The sequence below is a fragment of the Paracidovorax avenae ATCC 19860 genome, assembly GCF_000176855.2.
Lineage (GTDB): Bacteria > Pseudomonadota > Gammaproteobacteria > Burkholderiales > Burkholderiaceae_C > Paracidovorax > Paracidovorax avenae.
Genome location: NC_015138.1, coordinates 1,683,981 through 1,700,067, shown reverse-complemented (window position 1 = coordinate 1,700,067; position 16,087 = coordinate 1,683,981). Strand labels below are relative to the sequence as shown.

The window sequence follows — 16,087 nt, the reverse complement described above, 5'->3', positions numbered from 1 at the left end:
GGACGCGGCACCCGCCGGACGGCCAAAGCAGGCGCGAAACGGGTAGCGCCGTGCGATCAGTGCAGGTGGCGGGGCCTGCGGCCGCCGCCGCCGTGCCCGCCGCCGCCGGGACCGCCAGACCCGCGCGGGGGCTTGCCGATCTCCAGCGAATTCACCAGCGCGTCGAAGCGCTGCGAGAACAGCTTGTCGATCTCGGCCACCACGCCGCCCAGCTCGGCGCCGTCGAAATGGCGTTCCATCATGTGGACCACGTCCTGCACCAGCAGGTCGCGCTGCACCTGCATGATGGCCGCGGGCGTCGGGCCCACGAAGAGCATGACGAAATCATCGCGCGCCTCGGTGCCGTCGTCTTCCTCGTCCTCGTCGAACTCGGTGTCGTAGAAGGTGACTTCGAGGGCGGCCCCCTGCTCGGACAGCTCGTTGAGGCTCATGCACATCTCGTCGAGCGACTGGCGGAAATCCTCGTCGCCGTGCACCGTCCAGCAGATATTCAGCACGTGCTCCTTGGCATCGAACTCGATGCCGGGCTCTTCCTCGTAGGCGCTGGCCGCGCCGTCGGCCAGCGAACGGGCGCCCGCATACTTCCAGAGCGGCTTGAGCGCGTCCTGCAGTTGCTCGAACGTGGTGTCGGCACGCATCTGCACCTGGCCGTGGACATGGATTTCAAAAGGAGCGTTGTAACTTGACATGATCGAATCGTAGTGGTGCCCCGAGCCGGGATCGAACCGGCACGCCCCTTCGCAGGAAGCGGCGGATTTTAAGTCCGCAGTGTCTACCAATTTCACCATCGGGGCGCCGGCTGCGCCGCCCGGGCTCCGAACCTGAGCGTAACCCCGGAGCGGGGTGCGTGCAATGTCCGCATGGCCTCCCGGGGGACAGGCAGGCGATGCCTGCCTGCACGGCAAAGTGAAAAGGGAAGCCGCAGCTTCCCTTTGTATCGACCGAAATGGGTGCCGTGCGTTCCGGCAGTTGCGCCGCTGCCGCAGGGCACCTCACCCCGGCCGCGGAAACCGTCCATTATGTACCAAGTCGGGCAAAGCCCCCTCCGGGGGCCCGCGCACTGGAGACGCGTCAGGCCTCCTCGTACTCGATGGCGAAATCGCTGTCCGCCACGCCCAGCCGGATGTGGCGGATCGACTTCGAATCGACCGAGCTCTGCAGGAAGCGCATCGCCAGACGCGGCAGCAGGTTCTGGGTGATGATTCCGTCCACCATCCGGGCACCGGATTCCACCTCGGTGCAGCGCTGGCGGATGAGCTGCACGGCGGCATCGTCGATGTCCAGCACGGCGCCGTGGCGCTCGGCGATGCGCGTCTGGATGCGCTTGAGCTGCAGGCGGATGATCTGCTCGAGCATCGCATCCGAGATCGGGTAGTACGGCACCACCACCAGCCGGCCCAGCAGCGCGGCCGGGAACTTCTCCAGCAGCGGCTTGCGCACCGCCTGGGCCAGCGCCTCGGGCTGGGGTGCCAGCTCCGGGTCCCGGCACATCCCGGCGATCAGTTCCGAGCCCACGTTGGAGGTCAGGATGATGACCGTGTTCTTGAAGTCGATGTAGCGGCCCTCGCCGTCTTCCATCCAGCCCTTGTCGAACACCTGGAAGAACAGCTCGTGCACGTCCGGGTGGGCCTTCTCGATCTCGTCGAGCAGCACCACGCTGTAGGGACGGCGGCGCACGGCCTCGGTCAGCACGCCGCCTTCACCGTAGCCCACGTAGCCGGGCGGCGCGCCCTTGAGCGTGGAGACCGTGTGCGCCTCCTGGTACTCGCTCATGTTGATGGTGATGAGGTTCTGCTCGCCGCCGTACAGCGCTTCGGCCAGCGACAGCGCGGTCTCGGTCTTGCCGACGCCCGACGGGCCGGCCAGCAGGAACACGCCGATCGGCTTGCCCGGGTTGTCCAACTGGGCACGCGCGGTCTGGATGCGCCGCGTGATCGCCTCCAGGCCGTGGCGCTGGCCGATCACCCGCTTCTCCAGCGTGTCGGCGAGCGTCAGCACGGACTGCACCTCGTCGCGCACCATGCGGCCCACGGGAATGCCCGTCCACTCGGCCACCACCGCGGCCACCACGCCCGCATCCACCACGGGCTGCAGCAGCGGGTCTTCGCCCTGCAGGCGGGCCAGGTCCTGGCGCAGCGCGCCCAGCGCCTCGGGGGTGGCAGCCCCCTGTGGCCCCGCCGCGCCCTGCTCCGCGCCGGCGGCAGCCGCCTCGCCGCTGCCGGCTTCTCCGGAAGCCGGCGCCGCCCCGGTTCCGGCAGGCTGGGCGGCCGGCTTCAGCAACGCGGCCTCCGCGTCCACGATCTGCTGCACCAGCACCTTCTCGCGCTCGAACCGCTCCTGCAGTTCGGCCTTCTCGGCCAGCAGGCGCTCGATCGCGGTGCCGATGTCGGCGAAGCGGCCGGCATCGCCGACCCCCAGGCCCAGTTCGCGCTGCACGATGCCCTTCTCGACCTCCAGCGCCTCCAGTTGCCGCACCACCGACTCCAGCCGCGCCGGCGTGGCATGCAGGCCCAGCGCCACGCGCGAGCAGGCCGTGTCCAGCAGGCTCACGGCCTTGTCCGGCAACTGGCGCGATGGGATGTAGCGGTGCGACAGCGTCACCGCGGCGGCCACGGCATCCTCGCCGATGCGCACCTTGTGGTGGCCTTCGAGCTTGGCGGCCACGCCGCGCAGCATGTGCACCGCCTTGGCCTCGTCCGGCTCGTGGATCTGCACGAGCTGGAAGCGGCGGGTGAGCGCCGGGTCCTTCTCGATGTATTTCTTGTACTCGGCCCAGGTGGTGGCGCCGATGGTGCGCAGCACGCCGCGCGCCAGCGCCGGCTTGAGCAGGTTGGCGGCATCGCCCGTGCCCGCCTGCCCGCCCGCGCCGACCAGCGTGTGCACTTCGTCGATGAACAATACGATCGGCACGGTACTGGCCTGCACCTCGTCGAGCAGCGAGCGCAGCCGGTTCTCGAACTCGCCCTTCATGCTCGCGCCGGCCTGCAGCAGGCCGATGTCCACCACGCGCAGCTGCACGTCCTTGAGTGGCGGCGGCACGTCGCCCGCCGCGATGCGCAGCGCGAGGCCTTCCACCACCGCCGTCTTGCCCACGCCGGCCTCTCCGACCAGGATGGGGTTGTTCTGGCGCCGGCGCATGAGGATGTCCACCATCTGGCGCACTTCCTCGTCGCGGCCGGTGACCGGGTCCAGCTCCTGCAGGCGCGCGCGCTCCGTCAGGTCCACCGTGTAGCGCTTCAGCGCCTCGCCGGGCCCGGCCGCCTCGGCCGTGGCGCCGCTCGCCTCGCCGGGCACGCCGCCCAGGCCGCTACCGTCCGCGGCCTTCAGGCGCGATTCCGGCGAATCCGGCAGCAGGCGGCCGAACACCTCGCTCAAAGCCGGCTCGCCCAGCTTGTTGAACTCCGCCGAGATCGCGCGCAACTCGTTGGCCAGCACGCGCGTGCGCACCATGCCCGAGAGCCAGTAGGCGCTGCGGATCTGCGATTCGCCGTACATCAGCGTGGCATACACCCAGCCGCGCTCGATCGAGGATTCGATCTGCGCCGAGAAATCGCTGATCGAGGTGGCGCCCCGCGGCAGGCGGTCCAGGCTCTGCAGCACGTCGGCGGCGAGCCGGTCGGAATCCACCGCGAAATGGCGCAGCAGCCGGATCAGGTCGGAATCGGTCTCCTGCAGCAGCTGGTGCAGCCAGTGCACCAGTTCCACGTACGGGTTGCCGCGCAGCTTGCAGAACACGGTCGCGCTTTCCAGCGACTTGAAGAGCAGGGGATTGAGCTTGCCGAAAAGGGCTTGCCGGCTGATTTCAGACATGGGACCTCGCGGATGGAAATGGAAATCGGTGATGGGATGAAAAGGAAGAAACAGTCAACGGTGCTGTGCGCTAGTGCGCCTCGGCCGCCGGGACGGGCGCGGCACGCGATCCCGCACCGGCATCCTCGCGGGGCCGCCTGCGCGACGCCAGCCACAGTTCGGGGTCGAGCCGGAAGTCGTCCGGATCGCGCTGCGCGGGGCCGGAAAAGGACCATGTCGTCCAACCCAGCCGGACGCTGCCGCCCAGTTGGCAGGGCGGGACATCCTCGCGGCGCAGGATCAGTTCGTAATCCCAGGCGAACTCGATGCCGACGTAGTTGCGCACCCAGTCCACCAGCGCCCGGAAATCCTCGCCGCCCGGCAGGAAGCGCTCGTACTGCGCAATCGGCAGCGGCCCGATGCGCAGCCGGAACTTGCCCTGCGCGTCGGGCACGCGGCTGCCCACCACCGTGTCCACGCCCAGGCGCGCGTTGCGCGGCACGCGCGACAGCGTGGTCTGCTGCTCCGGGTCCAGCTCCAGGTAATGCAGCGTGAATTCGACCAGCTCCACCGGCACTTCGAAGAAGATCCGCAGGGCCGACACCAGGCCTTCGGGATTGCGTGTCCAGCGCGTCCAGTGGCCCGCCAGGTACTGCTTGGCATGGTCCGGCACGGTGTCGCGATCGCGCTGCGACGCCTCGCCATAGCCGATCAGGCTGCGCAGGTGGCGCCCGAACAGGTCGTTGTCCGGGCGGTCGAGCGAAGTCACCGGCTGCGCGTCGGACCACGCCCGGAAGAACAGCAGCAGCAGCCGGTGGTGGAAGATGTCCGAGAAGCGCGCGATCGTCGGGTCGTCGTGCTGCCGCAGCCGCTCGCGCACGTACTCGGTCAGGTGCGTGGGCAGCGGCCCGTTGGGACCATAGAGTCCGAAGTTCCAGACCGTGAGGCGTTCGGGCTGGCCGGCCGTGGCAGGCAGCACTTCCGCGAGGGTCGCGGGCGCGAAGGCCAGCGACGGGTCCTGGCCCAGGCGCAGCGGTTCGTCCCGCGGCCGCAGGGCCTTGCCGAAGCGCGGATGCCCGCGGCTTCGCGCCTGCAGCACGCGCAGCGCGAAGAAGAGGTCGAACGGATGCGGATCGCGCCGCAGCCGCTGCCAGAAACCCGAGGCATCCAGGCCGGCGTCCGGCGCCGGTCCCTGCCCCGGTTGCGGAACCGGCTCCGGCGTTGCGGAGTCCTCCGGCGCGGGCACGCGCTCACTCATGCCGCGGGCCTCTGGCCGGGACGCACCTTCCAGCGGGCGATCGATCCCCGCTGCCGCGACCGCAGCGACAGCTCGGTGTAGCTGTTGACGCCCACATGCCGCGCGAAGAAGCGCTCCAGGATCGACGCGAGGGGCCAGGGGCTCACGCCCGCGAGCGGCCCTTCGTCCACCCCCAGGGTGATGCCCACGCCACGGCCATAGACCAGTTGCCCGTGCTGCGGCAGCCGGCGCGTGACTGGCGCGATCGACAGCGAGCGGATCGCCGCGATCTGCCCGGACAGGTCGCGGTCACCATGGTCGATGTAGAGCCGCAGCAGATCGCGCAGCGTCGCCGCGCCCTCTTCCTCCGACAGATCGCTCATCGCGAGGTAGTTGAGGGACAGGTGCGAGATCAGCCGCCAGGTCATCTCGTTCTCGGCGATGCTGGCCGTGGGCCGCGTCGGCCCCGCCACCGTGCGCACCGAGGCCACGGGCGCGGATTCCACCAGGGTGAAGTCGCTCTGCTCGCCCTTGCCCGCCATGAGCAGCGGCAGGTCGCGGTTGGTGCACAGCACCCGCACGCTGAGTTGCTTGAGATCGTCCGCGAACGGCGCCGCGCGCTGGTCCACCAGCGAGATGAACACCTCGCTGCCCAGGTACTGCGTGCGCGGCCCGAAACGGGTCGCATGTTCCGAGAAGAGGCGCGGCTCCCTGCGCACGGCGAAATAGGCCTGTTCGCTCGCGCGCAGGCCGTGCACCGATGCGAAGAACGGCACGAAATCCTGGTCCTTGAGCTGGCCTTCGCGGTGGCCCGTCACCGCCAGGACAGAATAGACCTCGAAGTCGCGCGGCCGCGTCCGGTCCGGCACCACGTGGTATTCGTTGACGCCCGGGGACACATGGATCCGGTCGGCCGGGCGCTCGAACAGGTTGATCGCCGGCACGCAGTGCAGGAGGAACTTGTGGCGGTCCACCTGCGCCTCCAGCGAAGGCTGTGCGCGCCGCAGCAGCAGCGTGATCCCGACCTGCGCGCCCGGCACGCGGTCGAGCGCTTCCCGCAGCCCCCGGATCGAGAAAAAGCGGAACCGCGCGGGGAACGCGAAATACTCGTGCAGCAGGCGGTGCCCCTGGAACGCCCGGTGGGTGTACGGCAGCAGGGCCTGGGACTGCTCATGCCCCTCCGGCTGGACGGACTCCGCCGGCAGCTGGGCCCAGACCTTGGAGGCGTCCTGCGGGTCGTGAACGATCACGCCCATGACGGACTCGTGGATCAGTTCCTGCAGGTGCGACGCCACGGCGTCCCCCGCCGAAATGTGCAGATCGAGCCGGTCCATGCGCAGGTTGCGCCACTGCGCGGCGCCGCGCACCGACAGCGTGAAACGCAGGTGCCCCGCGGCCTCCTCCGCCAGGCCGAAGCGCGACAGCGGCAGGTCCAGCGGCGGCCCTCCCAGGCGGGCCTGCAGCAGGTCGATGGGCCAGAGCGTGACCGCATGGCCGGTGCGGAAGTCGCACGGCGTCTGGTCTTCCGCGGTCTTGCGCCCGCGGATCACGCTGCCGGCCTCCAGGGTGTAGCCCTCGACCAGGCTGCCTTCCGTGCCGCTGGGCTCCATCTGGACGACCACCATCGACGGCGTCGGGGCCAGGTAGTGGGGGCAGACCATCTCCAGGATGCGCTGCGAGAGGCGCGGAAACTCCGCGTCCATCTTCATCTGGATGCGCGCCGTCAGGAAGCTGAAGCCCTCGAGCAGCCGCTCCACGTACGGATCGGCCACCTCCAGTTCGCGCAGCGACAGCCGCCCGGCGACCTTCGGGAAGGCGGCAGCGAACTCCGCACCCAGTTCGCGCAGGTAGCTCAGCTCCCGGTTGTAGTACTCGACCAGCCGCGGATTCATGTCAGAAAAGCTCCAGGCCGCGCCACCGCGGCCATCAGGCGGGCCCGCCCGGGGCGGCCCATTGCACGCAGCCTCACCGCTGCTCGGACACGGACACCTGCCCGGTCTCCAGGTCGAGGCTGGTCTTGAGCAGCAGCTCCAGCGGATAGGGCGATGACCAGAACTGGCACCGGATTTCGAACTGCAGGGTGTTGTGGTGGTTGAACAGCTTGCTGGAGGGAGCCAGCGTCACGCTCAGGGTATGGGGCAGGATGCGGGGTTCGTGCTGGAGGATCGACTTCAGGATGGCCGCTTCCACGTCCTTCCAGTCCAGCTCCGACAGCAGTTGGCCGGCCAGCGGTTTCATGCCGAAGTTCAGCACGGACCGTTCGGCGTGGGTCAGGCCCTCGAAATCGATGTGCGACGACGCGTCCGACGCGTTCAGCAGCCAGTTCAGGTCGCGCAGCAGCGCCTGCCGCAGGCGCGCCTCGGTCACATACACCGCCTCGGCCCGCTCCGTGCGCCGGGAGGGCTCATGGTCGGTCAGCCGGTCCAGCAGCGCCGGCTGCAGGCGGTCCTTGCCGTGTCCGTACTTCTCCCTGCCCTGCGTCGCCATGGCCCGCGCTCTCCGGTCAATGGGACAGCTTCACCCGGCGCACGTCGAGCAGCGCGGCATCGCCCTGGTCCGTGGCCCATACGCGCTGGCCCCAGCCCGTCGCCTGGTCGTCTCCCAGGTCGCGCCATTCGGTGGCACGTGCCAGCCGGATCTCGTCGCGCTCCGCGGTCTCGGAGCCCGGATAGCGCGTGGGGATGAAGCCATGCATCACGCCGCCGTTCTGGAGCGTGACCTCGCAGGCCGACCAGACGAGGTCGCGCAGGTCCTGCGGCTTCTCGAAGGCGATCTGCGACACGCTGGAAAACGGCACCCAGTAGTAGCTGCCGTTGGCATACAACTCGCAGACCGGGCCCAGGCGTGCGTCGGAGTCGGCGATCCATTCGAACGCCTCGCCGTCGATTTCGCCGGCCGAGGCCGGTGCCTGCTCGAACGCTGCAGCGCGCAGTTCCGCAGCCTGCGCGGTACGGCCCTCGGCCAGGCACTGCAGGCCTTCCACCATCCATCCGAGCCATTCGGGCGGCTCCCCGACGATGTTGGGCGTGCGCTTGCCCGCGAACACGTCGCGGCGCGCGACCTCGCAGAGGATGACCTCGCGGTAGGCACGCGCCATGGCTTCCGCCTTGCGGTCCAGCTGGGCGCAGATCTGCAGTTGATCCAGCGCTTTCTGCCATTCGCCGTACACCGCCAGGACCTGGAAATAGAACACCCGCAGCGACGCATCCTGCGGCTTGGCCCGGATCGCGTCCTTGAGCTCGGCCAGCTGGCGGTCCAGCGGGCGCTTGAAATCGAAATTCATGGATTGCATGCGGTGGTCCGCAAAAGTAGTTATGGGTTCTCCGCTGGCGGGGAACCGGCGGCAGGGGCGCGCCCTGCCACGCCACCCTGCCGCCAAGCGGGCGCGGCAGGAGGCTGCCGCACGCCCCGAAGGGTCAGTTGCCCGCCTGCTTCACCGACGGCAGCTTCGAGACCAGCCGCAGGGACACGGTCAGGCCTTCGAGCTGGTAGTGCGGGCGCAGGAAGAACTTGGACGTGTAGTAGCCCGGGTTGCCTTCCACTTCGGCCACCTGCACCTCGGCCGCGGCCAGCGGCTTGCGGGCCTTGGTCTCCTGCGAGGAGTTGGCCGGGTCGCCGTCCACGTAGTTCATGATCCAATCGTTGAGCCAGCGCTCCATGTCGGAGCGCTCCTTGAACGAGCCGATCTTGTCGCGCACGATGCACTTGAGGTAGTGCGCGAAGCGGCAGCACGCGAACATGTAGGGCAGGCGTGCAGACAGGTTGGCGTTGGCCGTGGCGTCCGGATCGTAGTACTCGGCCGGCTTGTGCAGCGACTGCGCGCCGATGAAGGCCGCCACGTCGGAGTTCTTGCGGTGCACCAGCGGCATGAAGCCGTTCTTGGCCAGTTCGGCCTCGCGCCGGTCGCTGATGGCGATCTCGGTCGGGCACTTCATGTCCACGCCGCCATCGTCCGTCGGGAAGGTGTGCGCCGGCAGGTTGTCCACCGCGCCACCGGACTCCACCCCGCGGATCGAGGTGCACCAGCCGTAGTACTTGAACGAACGGTTGATGTTCACGGCCATGGCATAGGCGGAGTTGGCCCATGCGTACTTGCTGTGGTCGCCGCCGGCCGTTTCCTCCTCGAAGTCGAACTCGTCCACCGGGTTCGTCTTGGCACCGTACGGCAGGCGCGCGAGGAAGCGCGGCATCGCGAGGCCGATGTACTTCGAATCGTCGGAGTCGCGCAGGCTGCGCCACGCGGCGTACTCGGTGTTGGTGAAGATCTTGGTCAGGTCGCGGGGGTTGGCCAGCTCCTGCCAGGAGTCCATCTGCATCATCGCGGGAGACGCGCCGGCGATGAACGGGCAGTGGGCGGCGGCGGACACCTTCGCCATCTCGCCGAGCAGTTCCACGTCCGGCGGGCTGTGGTCGAAATAGTAGTCACCCACCAGGCAGCCGAAAGGCTCGCCGCCGAACTGGCCGTATTCCTCTTCGTACACCTTCTTGAAGATGGGGCTCTGGTCCCAGCCCACGCCCTTGAAGCGGCGCATGTTACGGTGCAGCTCCTTCTTGGAGATGTTCATCACGCGGATCTTGAGCAGCTCGTCCACCTCGGTGTTGTGGACCAGGTGGTGCAGGCCGCGCCACGCGCCCTCGAGTTGCTGGAACTCGCTGTGGTGGATGATCAGGTTGATCTGCTCTGAGAGCTTGCGGTCGATCTCGGCGATGATGGCCTGGACGGTCTGGTAGGCGTCGTCGGAGAGCGTGGACGAAGCGGCCAGGGCCTGCTGCGCCAGCGTCTGCACGGCCGATTCGACCGCCTCGCGCGCCTGGTCGGTCTTGGGCTTGAATTCCTTTTGCAGCAGCGATGTGAATTCGCTGCCTTCGAGCGTCTGGGTGCCCTGCACCGCGTCCAGAGAAGTCGTCGTGTTCATGCGGCTGTCCCTTTCACTGAGCGTCGTCGGTCTTCTCGGTCACGCCGCCGGCGGGCCGGTTGGGCATCGCGGCCAGCGACTTGAGCAGCGCCGGGTCCTTCAGCACCTTGCCGATCAGTTCCTCCGCGCCCTGCTTGCCGTCCATGTACGACAGCAGGTTGTGCAACTGGGTGCGGGCTTCCAGCAGGGAGTTGAGGGCGCCCACCTTGCGCGCGATCGAGGCGGGAGAGAAGTCGTCCATGCTCTCGAACGTCAGGTCGATGTGCAGGCGGCCGTCGCCCGTCAGCGTGTTGGGCACGTTGAACGAGGCACGCGGCTTGATCGACTTCATGCGGGCATCGAAGTTGTCGATGTCGATGTCGAGGAACTTGCGGTCCGCGATCTCCGGCAGGGGATCCACCGGCTTGCCCGAGAGGTCCGCCATCACGCCCATGACGAAGGGAATCTGCACCTTCTTCTCGGAGCCGTAGATCTCGACGTCGTACTCGATCTGCACGCGCGGGGCCCGGTTGCGGGCAATGAACTTCTGACCGCTCTTGCCGGTCTTGCTTAAGGTCACCATAGTGAAATCTTCTCTCTCGTAAGGCTAAAAACAGAGATCGGCCGGCTTCACCGCCTGTGCTGGCGCACGGCGGGCCCTCCACCGCCTCTTCCGGCAGCGTGCCTGCTGAACAAGTATCCAGCCGGCAACAAAATACCGCTGTTACATTTCGTTTTCCAAATCAGGACGACGGGTTTTGCCCTCCCGTGATCGTCTCGACCTGGCCCACGCTGTCAGGGGACAATTCGCGCAGGATGTCGAGGAAGCTCAGGCCCATCAGCTTCGCCGCCCGGCGGATCAGCAGCGGCGCGGGGTTGGTGGGCTCCGTGCGCTCCAGGAACTCGGCCACCAGCAACAGCTGCGCCAACGCGTCGTCGCGGGTCCGCAGCCCTGCCGGCCTGCCGGCCACCCCGGCGGGCTCGCCAACCGCACCGGCCGCACCTGCCCCCGCCGCGACCGCGATGGCTCCAGGAGCAGCGCCCTCCTCCGGCGCACCCGTGGCGACATCGGCCACCCCGATGGGCGCATGCGGCACCAGGTCGTTCAGGACCACCAGCAGCGACTGGAACTGCTCCAGGTCCGGAACCTGCGAGCTTTCCAGCCGGTCGCGGAACGTCGTCTGCAGGCTGCGCAGCGCTTCGCTGGCCGTGCTCCAGGCGCGCAGGGACTCGTCGCCCTGCTGCCACGCCTGCGCCAGCGCCACCCGGAGTTGATCCAGCGATATGCGCGCGCCGCCTTCGGCGGCGGTGCCGCGCGCCACCGCTTCCGCATCGCGTACGCTGATCGAGCCGCCGGGCAGCCGCACGAAATCCTGCTGGCGCAGGTCCCGCAACAGGCCCGTGATCTCGTTCAGCGAGGACACGGCGTTCATGCGCATGAAATAGTCGCCGTCCTCGGGCAGCGGGTGCAGGTCGTCCCAGTACCGGGCGAACATCCCGGCCATCAGCTGCACGCCCTGGGACATGCCGCGCACGCCCTGGATGTTGGTCAGCGCCCGGCACAGCAGGGCCGCGACGCGCGCGTCCTTCGTGCGCACGAGCAGCGCGCGGGCGCGCCGCTCCACGTCCCGCCAGTCCGGTGGCTCGGCGGGAATCACCGTTTCCCCGAACTGCTGCTCCGGCTTGCCGGTGGCCGCGGTCTCCAGGGCCAGGAACTCCGCGTCGTAGGTCAGGTCCTGGCCGCAGGGCGGCGTGTCTGCCGCGGGTTCAAGAAGCTCTTCGATGTCGATCATGATGGATTTGTCGGTCCAGTGCGCCCCGCGCCATGGCGCGGGACACTATGCATTCGGGCCTCCGCCGAAAAGACGCAGGAACAGGCTTTCGTTGGGGTCGCCCCAGTGCTCGCAGCTGCGGCCCCCGGCTCCGGGCGGATGGGACCACCAGAAGCTCGCGGCCTGCCCCGCGCGCAGGATGTCGCGCCCGCGGGAGAACATCGCCTCGCCACGGCCGGCGGCCCCGCCCATGCCGAGGTCGGAGAGGATGCCCGCCATGTCGCCGCCCTGCCCCTTGCTGTCCGCCGCAGCGGCGGTGAACGGCCAGGGCAGGCGGGAGAGGCGGGTGTCGAGCGCATCCGCCGGCAGGGCCAGCCGGCGTGCCTCGATGACCGCATCACAGGCTTCCGAGAAGAACTGCCCGAGCACGCCATCGGCGGCCAGCGCCTGCCGGCCGTTCTCGCCCACCGCCATCACCGTGAGCGGATAACAGCGCCCCACGCGGTCGATGCTGGGCGCGAGCACGCCGCACGACGGCGCGGCACCCTTGCTGCCGCTGGCCACGAACGACCACAGCGGCGACTGCGTGAACGTGCGCTCCCAGTCGCCATGGGCGGTGGACCGGAGGTGCCCCAGGCCATGGCTCAGCCACTCGTCCCAGGCACCGCTCATGGCCCGCGGCATGCGCCGGCCCACGAAGTCCCCCTGGCCGGGCAGCTTCCCGAACCAGGCCACGCGCGGCTGCGCGCGGGACCACGGCATCAGAGATTGCCAGGACACGCGAATTCCTCCATGGCCTTGAGACGGAACGGGTTGAGCACACTGCCCGTGGTGACCTCGAAGCGCAGCTTGCGCCCGCCGATGTCGAACGCGGCGACGAAGCGCTCGGGCGTGCTGCCCGGCAGGATCTGGGCCTTGTCGAAGAAACGATGCACGGCCCAGGGCCCCTCGGTCACCAGGCCGGTGTTCTCGGCTCCGCCCCCGGTGAGCTGCAGGCGGACCTGCCCCGTGCCCCGGGTACCGGGCCAGGTCATCGACTTCGGGATCTGCGGGCCGTGCTGGTAGCGCAGCACCTCGCCGTCGATGTCCAGCACCATCTGGGAAATGGAGGCGTCCATCTCCAGGGGCTTGATGTCCATGCGGATGGACGGGACCTTGCCGCCCGCCCGGAAATACACGTCGCGGATGGTCGCGGCGCGCTGGAACGACGCCAGCGCGGCCGACCCGCCGACCGGCGTTCCATCGACGCCCTGGCGGAAGCGCCAGGGCGTGGCGGAGATGTCCACCATCGGCTGCAGGGTGTTGCGGAAGAACTCGTCCATCATGCCGCCCGGCGAGAACAGGCTGGCGAAGTCATCGCTCGTCACGTCGCTGGACGATCCCTTGGTGAAGGGATAGCGCCCGCCGATCGCGCGGCGGCAGAACGTACCGATGGTGGCATTGAGGTTGCTGCCCACGGTCGCGCGCACATCGCGGCCGACCAGCGCCGACGTGGACGATGCCAGGTCCTCGTACATGGTGTTGAGCGGCGGCGGCACGCGCTTGGCCTCCATGCGCACGCGCTCCAGGGCCGGCGACAGCGATGCGGGCACGGTGCCGCCGGCACTGATCTGCTGGCGCGCGGACGAAATGACCGCAGCCGCTTCGTTGAGCACCTGCAGGCTGGCGGTGATGGGCGCGGGGCCCGATCCATTGGAGGCGGCGAGGCGGCGGTATTCGCGGAAACGGAAATCCACCAGGTCGGCTTCCAGGTTGCTGCTGGTGGCCGCGAGCCCGCCGACGTTCACCCGCTTGCCGGTCAGGCGGCTGAGCTGCTCCTGCTCCTCCTTGATGCGGTTGATCTTCTCGCCCAGCCAGCTGCTGGTGCTGCTGCCCCCCGCACCGGGCTTCTGCCCCAGCGTGGTTTCCTTGGCCACGGCACGGATGAACTGCTCCAGGCTGGAATTGGCAGACGAATACAGCCGCGCCTGCTCGCCGGCCTGGTCGAGCGACGCCATCTGCACAGGCCGCACATCGGCGAGGAAGTCCTCCCAGACCTTGGCATATTCCATGAGGTAGAGGCGCTTGACCTCCAGCGCGAGCTGGCCGGTCATGACCTCGTTGGCCACGCTGCGCTGCCCCTGCGCCTTGCCCAGGACCCAGGTCTCCTCCTGCGCCAGCAGCGCGGTCACCTTCGGCAGTTCGTGCGAGAAAACACCGTAGTAGCCGTCATAGGTGAAGAGACCCGAGATCCCCTGCGTGAGCGGCTTGCCGCTGCGCCGGGTGAAGACCTGCGGGGCCTCGGGGCCGGCCGCGCGCACCAGCGTGAAATCCGGCGGTAGCGCGGTGCCCGTGGTCAGCAGCTGCTTGAGCCGGCTGTACGCCCGCTGCGCGGGCGACAGCTGCGCCAGCCGCTGGCGCACCTCGTCCACCAGCGGCTGGTCGATCGGGATCGGCGACACCAGGGCGCGGTCTTCCATGAGCCGGTCGAGGTGGTGGGCCAACTGGTCCAGCATGCCCGACTGCACCAGCGCCGGAGGCAGCGTGGATTCCCACTCGTTGAGCATCCAGGCCTTGACCACGCGGGGGTTGAAGCGCTCCGGATCGTAGAGCATCAGGTAGACCTTGAGCGCTTCGTAGCTGGCCTCGGGATTGGCCGTCGAAGCCTGCTGCAGCGAATTGCGCAGGTGCCGGGCCAGGCGGGGCAGCCAGGCATCCTCCAGCAGGCGCATGTAGGTCGCATCGGCCGCGGTCTGCACCTTGGGCACCTGCAGCAGCCCGTAGCGCCAGCTGAGCGGCGGCGAGTCGCCGGTGTAGCGCTGGCTCGTCGCCAGGGATTCGGCATGGTTGAGCAACGGCAGCAGTGCCACCATGTTCTCCGGGTCCGCGTCGCGCGACTCCTCCACGGCCTGCTTGAGCGTGGGCACCTTCGCGGCCACCTCGTCCAGGTACTTCTGGTTGTTGCCGTGGCTGATCGTCCAGGCGATGGTGGCGCCCGCCAGCCCTGCAGCGAGGGCGAAGAAGCCGGCGGCCTGCAGTAGCCGGAGCTGTCGTTCCTTCTTGGCATTGCGCCCCGTCAGCCCGGCCTCGTTGAAGATGACCCCCTTGAGCAGGGTCTCGATGAAGTAGCTCTTGCCCGCGCGCCCTTCCCCGGCCAGGTTGGCCGGAGGCGACACCGAAAAGCGCCGCGACAGGGCCGACAGCACCCGGTCGAATGGCATGCCTTCCTGGGTGCCGCTGGTGAAATAGACGCCGCGGAACAGCGGCTTCTCCTTGAACCGCGAAGAGGCGAAGATCGTCGAGAGCGTCTGCTGGACCACGTCCCGCAGCCCGACGAACTGCTGCGGCAGGCCGTAAATCTGGCCGCGCCGCGCCAGGTCGGGCTCGGCCAGCAGCCGCTGCGGCAGCAGCCGGTTGATCTGGTCGGCCAGGCCGTCGAATTCCTTGCGGAACTGCACTCCCGGATCTTCCTGCGCCTGCCCTTCCACGTAGGGATTGGTGAAGCCCCAGACCTGGGCCCGCTCCTCGCGGGTCATGTTCCCGAAGAACTCATTGAAGCCCGCCAGCAGGTCGGTCTTGGTGACCAGCACGTACACCGGGAACTTGATGGACAGGCCCTCGCACAGCTCCGCCAGGCGCAGGCCGATCAACCGGGCCAGGCGCTCGCGCTCCGCATCGCCGCCGCTCAGCAGCTCCTGCACGCTGAGCGTCACCAGCACGCCGTTGATGGGCTGGCGTCCGCGGAAGCGCCGCAGCAGGTTCAGGAAACCCGACCATGCGGCACTGTCCTGTGCCGCGTCGCTTTCCTGCGTGGTGTAGCGGCCGGCGGTGTCCAGCAGGACGGCCTGGTCGGTGAACCACCAGTCGCAGTTGCGCGTGCCGCCGACGCCACGGATCGACGCCTTGCCGAACTGGGCGGCCAGCGGAAAGTCGAGGCCCGAGTTGACCAGTGCCGTGGTCTTGCCCGAGCCCGGCGAGCCGATGATGAGGTACCAGGGCAACTGGTAGACATAGCGCCGCGACAGGCGCCCGAACCACCCCTGCTCCGCTTGTCCGAAACGCGTCTTGCCCAGGACATCGACCGCCTCCTTGAAGCGCTTCTCGAGTTCGGCCACCTCTTCCTTGCCGGGGCCGGCCTCGGGAGTGGAGGCATCCGACGCCCCGATGCGGGCCAGCTGGCCCAGCAGGCGTGCGTTCATCTCCTTGGCACGCCACCAACGGATGAACAGGCGCAGGAACCAGATGCCGAACAGCGCGGCGATGATCCAGCCGCGCACCGCCTCGCTTTCGAGGGGCTGATAGGGCTTGATATAGACCAGCGGACCGACGAACCAGACTAGCAGGCTGAGCAGCACCAGGCCGCACAGCACCAGCGTGATCCGGTTGAAGAAGAAAGAAAAGATCTTGCGCAGCAT

The 16,087-nt window shown here is 68.6% G+C and carries 11 protein-coding genes and 1 tRNA gene; all 12 read right to left on the bottom strand.

The annotated features are described in order from the left end of the window. Positions 1-56 precede the first annotated feature (56 nt). A complete protein-coding gene (locus ACAV_RS07505; protein WP_026434464.1) occupies positions 57-689 on the bottom strand; it encodes a DUF6806 family protein in 633 nt (210 codons plus the stop codon). A 13-nt stretch (positions 690-702) separates the two neighbouring features. After that, a tRNA-Leu gene (locus ACAV_RS07500) sits at positions 703-794 on the bottom strand. Between the two features lie 277 nt (positions 795-1,071). Next, positions 1,072-3,810: a type VI secretion system ATPase TssH gene (gene tssH, locus ACAV_RS07495; RefSeq protein ID WP_013593965.1), complete on the bottom strand. Its 2,739-nt coding sequence runs from the start codon at positions 3,808-3,810 to the stop codon at positions 1,072-1,074. Positions 3,811-3,880: 70 nt separating this feature from the next. Further along, on the bottom strand, positions 3,881-5,047 hold the full coding sequence (gene tssG, locus ACAV_RS07490) for a type VI secretion system baseplate subunit TssG (RefSeq protein WP_013593964.1): 1,167 nt from the start codon (positions 5,045-5,047) through the stop codon (positions 3,881-3,883). Further along, positions 5,044-6,918 carry a type VI secretion system baseplate subunit TssF gene (tssF, locus tag ACAV_RS07485; protein ID WP_013593963.1) on the bottom strand — a complete coding sequence of 625 codons (1,875 nt, stop codon included), beginning with the start codon at positions 6,916-6,918 and terminating at the stop codon, positions 5,044-5,046. Before tssF ends, tssG begins: the two co-directional genes overlap by 4 nt. 73 nt (positions 6,919-6,991) lie before the next feature. Further along, positions 6,992-7,513 carry a type VI secretion system baseplate subunit TssE gene (gene tssE, locus ACAV_RS07480; protein ID WP_013593962.1) on the bottom strand — a complete coding sequence of 174 codons (522 nt, stop codon included), beginning with the start codon at positions 7,511-7,513 and terminating at the stop codon, positions 6,992-6,994. Between the two features lie 16 nt (positions 7,514-7,529). After that, complete coding sequence (locus ACAV_RS07475) at positions 7,530-8,318, bottom strand: type VI secretion system accessory protein TagJ (protein ID WP_013593961.1); 789 nt, start codon at positions 8,316-8,318, stop codon at positions 7,530-7,532. 124 nt (positions 8,319-8,442) lie between these two features. Further along, positions 8,443-9,942, bottom strand: coding sequence for a type VI secretion system contractile sheath large subunit (tssC, locus tag ACAV_RS07470; RefSeq protein WP_013593960.1), 1,500 nt, complete (start codon positions 9,940-9,942; stop codon positions 8,443-8,445). Between the two features lie 13 nt (positions 9,943-9,955). After that, positions 9,956-10,504 carry a type VI secretion system contractile sheath small subunit gene (gene tssB, locus ACAV_RS07465; RefSeq protein ID WP_013593959.1) on the bottom strand — a complete coding sequence of 183 codons (549 nt, stop codon included), beginning with the start codon at positions 10,502-10,504 and terminating at the stop codon, positions 9,956-9,958. A 160-nt stretch (positions 10,505-10,664) separates the two neighbouring features. Further along, entirely contained in the window at positions 10,665-11,714 is a 1,050-nt protein-coding gene (tssA, locus tag ACAV_RS07460; protein ID WP_013593958.1) for a type VI secretion system protein TssA, read from the bottom strand. Between the two features lie 45 nt (positions 11,715-11,759). After that, positions 11,760-12,473 (bottom strand): type VI secretion system-associated protein TagF, encoded by a 714-nt coding sequence (gene tagF, locus ACAV_RS07455; RefSeq protein WP_041828636.1) that lies wholly within the window; start codon positions 12,471-12,473, stop codon positions 11,760-11,762. Next, complete coding sequence (tssM, locus tag ACAV_RS07450; RefSeq protein WP_013593956.1) at positions 12,455-16,087, bottom strand: type VI secretion system membrane subunit TssM; 3,633 nt, start codon at positions 16,085-16,087, stop codon at positions 12,455-12,457. The genes tagF and tssM overlap by 19 nt, the downstream gene beginning before the upstream one ends.

Coding starts and splice junctions, on each gene's coding strand:
- ACAV_RS07505 (WP_026434464.1), bottom strand. CDS start 689: ATGTCAAGTTACAACGCTCCTTTTGAAATCCATGTCCACGGCCAGGTG.
- tssH (WP_013593965.1), bottom strand. CDS start 3,810: ATGTCTGAAATCAGCCGGCAAGCCCTTTTCGGCAAGCTCAATCCCCTG.
- tssG (WP_013593964.1), bottom strand. CDS start 5,047: ATGAGTGAGCGCGTGCCCGCGCCGGAGGACTCCGCAACGCCGGAGCCG.
- tssF (WP_013593963.1), bottom strand. CDS start 6,918: ATGAATCCGCGGCTGGTCGAGTACTACAACCGGGAGCTGAGCTACCTG.
- tssE (WP_013593962.1), bottom strand. CDS start 7,513: ATGGCGACGCAGGGCAGGGAGAAGTACGGACACGGCAAGGACCGCCTG.
- ACAV_RS07475 (WP_013593961.1), bottom strand. CDS start 8,318: ATGCAATCCATGAATTTCGATTTCAAGCGCCCGCTGGACCGCCAGCTG.
- tssC (WP_013593960.1), bottom strand. CDS start 9,942: ATGAACACGACGACTTCTCTGGACGCGGTGCAGGGCACCCAGACGCTC.
- tssB (WP_013593959.1), bottom strand. CDS start 10,504: ATGGTGACCTTAAGCAAGACCGGCAAGAGCGGTCAGAAGTTCATTGCC.
- tssA (WP_013593958.1), bottom strand. CDS start 11,714: ATGATCGACATCGAAGAGCTTCTTGAACCCGCGGCAGACACGCCGCCC.
- tssM (WP_013593956.1), bottom strand. CDS start 16,087: ATGCTGCGCAAGATCTTTTCTTTCTTCTTCAACCGGATCACGCTGGTG.